Genomic DNA, 3,879 nt, shown 5'->3' with positions numbered 1-3,879 from the left:
GCCGGGGGGGGTACACCCCCCCGCCCCTGTTTTCCGCAAACCCCACCCGGGGCGCGGCCCCCCCGGCCCCCCCTTCCCATCTCAGCTGCGGTGCGCCTTAGAAGCGGCGGACGTAGCTGATCGACCAGACGTCGGCTTCGCCGGCGTCGTCGCGGAAGTCACGGCGGGTCCAGTCGCCACGGACGCCGTTCGCGCCGTCGAAGAAGTACTGGGCGCCCACGCCGTAGTTCAGGCTGTCTTCGTTTTCGGAGACGCTCGAGCCGGCGCCGGACACTTCGATCTCGGTCGTGCCGTAGCCGACGCGGCCGAAGACCTCGAAGTTGTTCGAGATCGGGTAGTAGCCGACCGCATAGGCGGAGGCGTCGTGGCTCAGTTCAGCGTCCACGCCCGGAGCGACCGATTCGTCGCCGAGGCCGAAGGAGGCTTCGCCTTCCACACCAAAATACGGGTTGAGGCGCGCGCCGAGGCGGCCGGTCACCGCGTTCAGATCGACGTCAGTGTCTTCGGCGCTGACGTTGGCGACGCCGACCGAGCCGTACCACGACGGATCGATTTGGGCGGCCGCGGGAGCGGCGGTGAACGCCACGGCGGCGGCCGCGGTCGTGAGAGCAAGAATGCGCATGAGAACTCCTAGCTGGTTTCGGCGACTTCTGCGGTCGCCGGCCCCTCCAGCGCTGGGGAAACTCCAAGCGCCCGATGGTCGTTCCAAGACCGGATCAAGGCGCAAGCGTGGCCATATATTTCAACGCTGTAGGGGAATTTCGGCGAACTTCGTTGGTCGAACGCGAGGCGTGTGATTAAGCTTCGCCGTCAACATCAGGCCTTGGGGAAAACGATGCGCCTCCTGTTCACTACCGCCGCCGCCATGGCGGCCCTGTCGCTCGCCGCCTGCCAGCCTGCTGGCGACGCCACGACCGAAGGCGAGGCCCCGGCCGCATCTGAGCCCGCGGCCGACGCGCCGACCGTAGATCCGGACGCCGGCATCGTGCTCTCGGCGGACGGCCTGGTGATGGGCGACCTGACGCTCGAACTCGGCGCCGGCAAGTCGGACGCCCTGGCCATGGTCAGCCAGGCTCTGGGGGGCCAGCCGACGAGCAGCGGCGCCTACGAGGAGTGCGGCGCCGGCGCGACTGACTACGCAAACTGGGAAGGCTTCACCCTCCTCTTCACCGGCGATGAGCTATCTGGCTGGGAGAGCACGTCTCCTGACCTGGCCACTCCCGAAGGCGTTCACGCCGGATCGACGGCGGACGCACTGCGCGCCGCCTATCCGGACCTGCAAGTCCAGGAAACGACCGTGGGCTGGGTGTTCTCCACCGGCGACCTCTATGGTTTCCTCAGCGAAGACCAGTCGACCGTCGAGCGGATTCGCCTGGGCGCAAACTGCGACGCGCACTGAGGCGCGGTCTGGGGTAAGCTGGTCGCGACCGGACGTGGAGAGTTCGATGCGCGCAGTCATCATGAGCCTGGTGGTCGCGTCCGGCCTGTCTGCGCTGGCGGCGCAGGACACCGTCGCCCAGCAGGCCGAGGCGGAGATGCTGGCCCGCGGCCTGACCGGGACCGAACTGATCCTGGTCGACGCTGACGCGGGCGTGGAGGTGGCGCGCGGCGCGATCCTCAGCCCCTCCATCGACCTGTGTACGCTCAGCCTGATGTGGACCGGAGGCGAGGACGTCGTGGTCAACCTGGGCGGCCTGCGGTTCGTGCAGGGCGACGGCGTCGGTTCGCTCGGCGTGCGGGAGACGGCGCCTGGCCGGCCCGAGATGATCTTCGTCATCGGCGAGCCCCGTTACGCCGAGGCGCTGGCGTCGTTCCAGGCGATGGGGCGGATCTGCGGGTCGAGCCTGGCTGCGGCGCCGCCGCTCGTCGTCTCGGACTGATCCGCCCTACCGATCCTTCTCCCGCTCCGTCCCCGCCCGTGCGTGCAGCGCAGCCTGCGCCGCCGCCAGCCGGGCGATCGGGACGCGGTAGGGCGAGCAGCTGACGTAATCCAGGCCCACGCTCTCGCAGAAGGCGATGGAGGATGGGTCGCCGCCGTGTTCGCCGCAGATGCCCAGCTTGACGTCCGGACGCCGGGCCCGGCCGCGCTCGGCGGCGATGCGGATCAGGTCGCCGACGCCCTCGGGGTCGAGGCGCACGAAGGGGTCGTGCTCGAAGATGCCCTTATCCAGATAGGCCTGCAGGAAGCGGCCGGAGTCGTCGCGGCTGATGCCGAAGGTGGTCTGGGTCAGGTCGTTGGTGCCGAAGGAGAAGAACTCGGCGTGCTCGGCCAGGTCGTCGGCCCGCAGCGCGGCGCGCGGCAGTTCGATCATGGTGCCGACCAGATAGGCCACGCGGCGGCCGAGGTCGGCGAAGACCTGCTCGGCCGTCCGGTCGGTCAGCTCGCGCAGGAACTTCATCTCCTGCCCCTTGGCGACCAGCGGGTGCATGATCTCCACCAGCGGCGCCTGGCCGGTCTCGGCGTCGACCTCGCAGGCGGCCTCCAAGATGGCCCGGACCTGCATCTCGTAGATCTCGGGATAGGCCACGCCCAGGCGGCAGCCGCGGTGGCCGAGCATCGGGTTGGTCTCGTGCAGGGCCTTGGCCCGGCCCATCAGCTTGTCGGCGTCCAGGCCCGTGGCCTGGGCCACGGCGCGAACGTCCTCGGGCGTGTGCGGCAGGAACTCGTGCAACGGCGGGTCGAGCAGGCGGATCGTCACCGGCAGGCCGGCCATGATCTTGAACAGCTCGACGAAGTCCGCCTTCTGGAAGGGCGCGATCTTGGCGAGCGCCGCGCGGCGGCCGGCCTCGTCGTCGGCCAGGATCATCTCGCGCACGGCGGCGATCCGGGTGTCGTCGAAGAACATGTGCTCGGTCCGACACAGGCCGACGCCCTCGGCGCCGAAGCCGCGCGCGGTCGAGGCGTCCTGGGGAGTCTCGGCGTTGGCGCGGACCTTCAGGCGGCGGATATCGTCGGCCCAGGCCATGAGGGTTTGGAACTCGGCCGTCATCTCCGGCTCGATCATGCGCACCGCGCCGTCCAGCACCTCGCCGGTGGAACCGTCGATGGTGATGACCTCGCCCGCACGGTAGAGACGGCCGCCACAGCGGAAGCCGCCCTCGGCCTCGGCGATGTGGATGGCCCCGGCGCCGGAGACGCAGGGCCGCCCCATGCCGCGGGCGACCACCGCCGCGTGGCTGGTCATGCCGCCCCGGGCCGTGACGATGCCGCGCGCGGCGTGCATGCCGTGGATGTCCTCCGGCGAGGTCTCCTCGCGCACCAGGATGACCGCCTCGCCCAGCTGGGCCAGCCGCTCGGCCTCGTCGGCGTCGAGCACGATCTTGCCGGTGGCAGCGCCCGGCGAGGCCGGCAGGCCCTTGGCGATGACGTGGCGGTGGGCGCGCGGGTCGAGCGTGGGGTGCAGCAGCTGGTCCAGAGCCTGCGGCTCGATGCGGCTGACGGCCTCGTCCTGGCCGATCATGCCCTCGCTGGCCAGGTCGACGGCGATCTTCAGCGCGGCCTTGGCGGTGCGCTTGCCGTTGCGGGTCTGCAGCATCCACAGCCGGCCCTGTTCGACCGTGAACTCGATGTCCTGCATGTCGCGGTAGTGGCGCTCGAGCTTGCCGACCACCTCGACGAACTGGCCGAAGACCTCGGGCATGGCCTCTTCCATGGAGGGGTTTTTCTCGCCCATCTCCTCGCGGCCGGCCCTGGTCAGGGCCTGCGGCGTGCGGATGCCCGCGACTACGTCCTCGCCCTGGGCGTTGATCAGGAACTCGCCATAGAGGCGGCTCTCGCCGGTCGAGGGATTGCGGGTGAAGGCCACGCCCGTCGCCGAGGTCTGGCCCATGTTGCCGAAGACCATCGACTGGACGTTGACCGCCGTGCCCCAGTCCTCG

Annotated in this window: 4 protein-coding genes; 2 read left to right on the top strand and 2 right to left on the bottom strand. The window is 70.0% G+C overall.

Translation table 11 applies throughout. The annotated features are described in order from the left end of the window. Positions 1-97: 97 nt before the first annotated feature. Positions 98-622 carry a porin family protein gene (locus tag Q0M60_RS14230; protein ID WP_296820749.1) on the bottom strand — a complete coding sequence of 175 codons (525 nt, stop codon included), beginning with the start codon at positions 620-622 and terminating at the stop codon, positions 98-100. 213 nt (positions 623-835) lie between these two features. Here Q0M60_RS14230 and Q0M60_RS14225 point away from each other — a divergent pair, with 213 nt between their 5' ends. Continuing rightward, positions 836-1,399 (top strand): hypothetical protein, encoded by a 564-nt coding sequence (locus tag Q0M60_RS14225; RefSeq protein WP_296820746.1) that lies wholly within the window; start codon positions 836-838, stop codon positions 1,397-1,399. 46 nt (positions 1,400-1,445) lie between these two features. Then, the gene (locus tag Q0M60_RS14220; protein WP_296820744.1) at positions 1,446-1,880 is read left to right on the top strand and encodes a hypothetical protein; all 435 of its coding nucleotides are present in this window, start codon (positions 1,446-1,448) and stop codon (positions 1,878-1,880) included. Between the two features lie 6 nt (positions 1,881-1,886). Here the strand turns inward: Q0M60_RS14220 and ppdK are convergent. Beyond that, positions 1,887-3,879, bottom strand: a 1,993-nt coding sequence (gene ppdK / locus Q0M60_RS14215) for a pyruvate, phosphate dikinase (RefSeq protein WP_296820742.1), incomplete at its 5' end; no start/stop codon positions are given.

This window comes from Brevundimonas sp., from assembly GCF_024711105.1.
Lineage (GTDB): Bacteria > Pseudomonadota > Alphaproteobacteria > Caulobacterales > Caulobacteraceae > Brevundimonas.
Note: the sequence above shows the minus strand (reverse complement) of the source record. Positions and strands in the feature narration are given on the sequence as shown.

Bases quoted from the DNA above. Each gene is read 5' to 3' on its own strand.
- Q0M60_RS14220 (WP_296820744.1), top strand. From the start codon at position 1,446: ATGCGCGCAGTCATCATGAGCCTGGTGGTCGCGTCCGGCCTGTCTGCG.
- Q0M60_RS14225 (WP_296820746.1), top strand. From the start codon at position 836: ATGCGCCTCCTGTTCACTACCGCCGCCGCCATGGCGGCCCTGTCGCTC.
- Q0M60_RS14230 (WP_296820749.1), bottom strand. From the start codon at position 622: ATGCGCATTCTTGCTCTCACGACCGCGGCCGCCGCCGTGGCGTTCACC.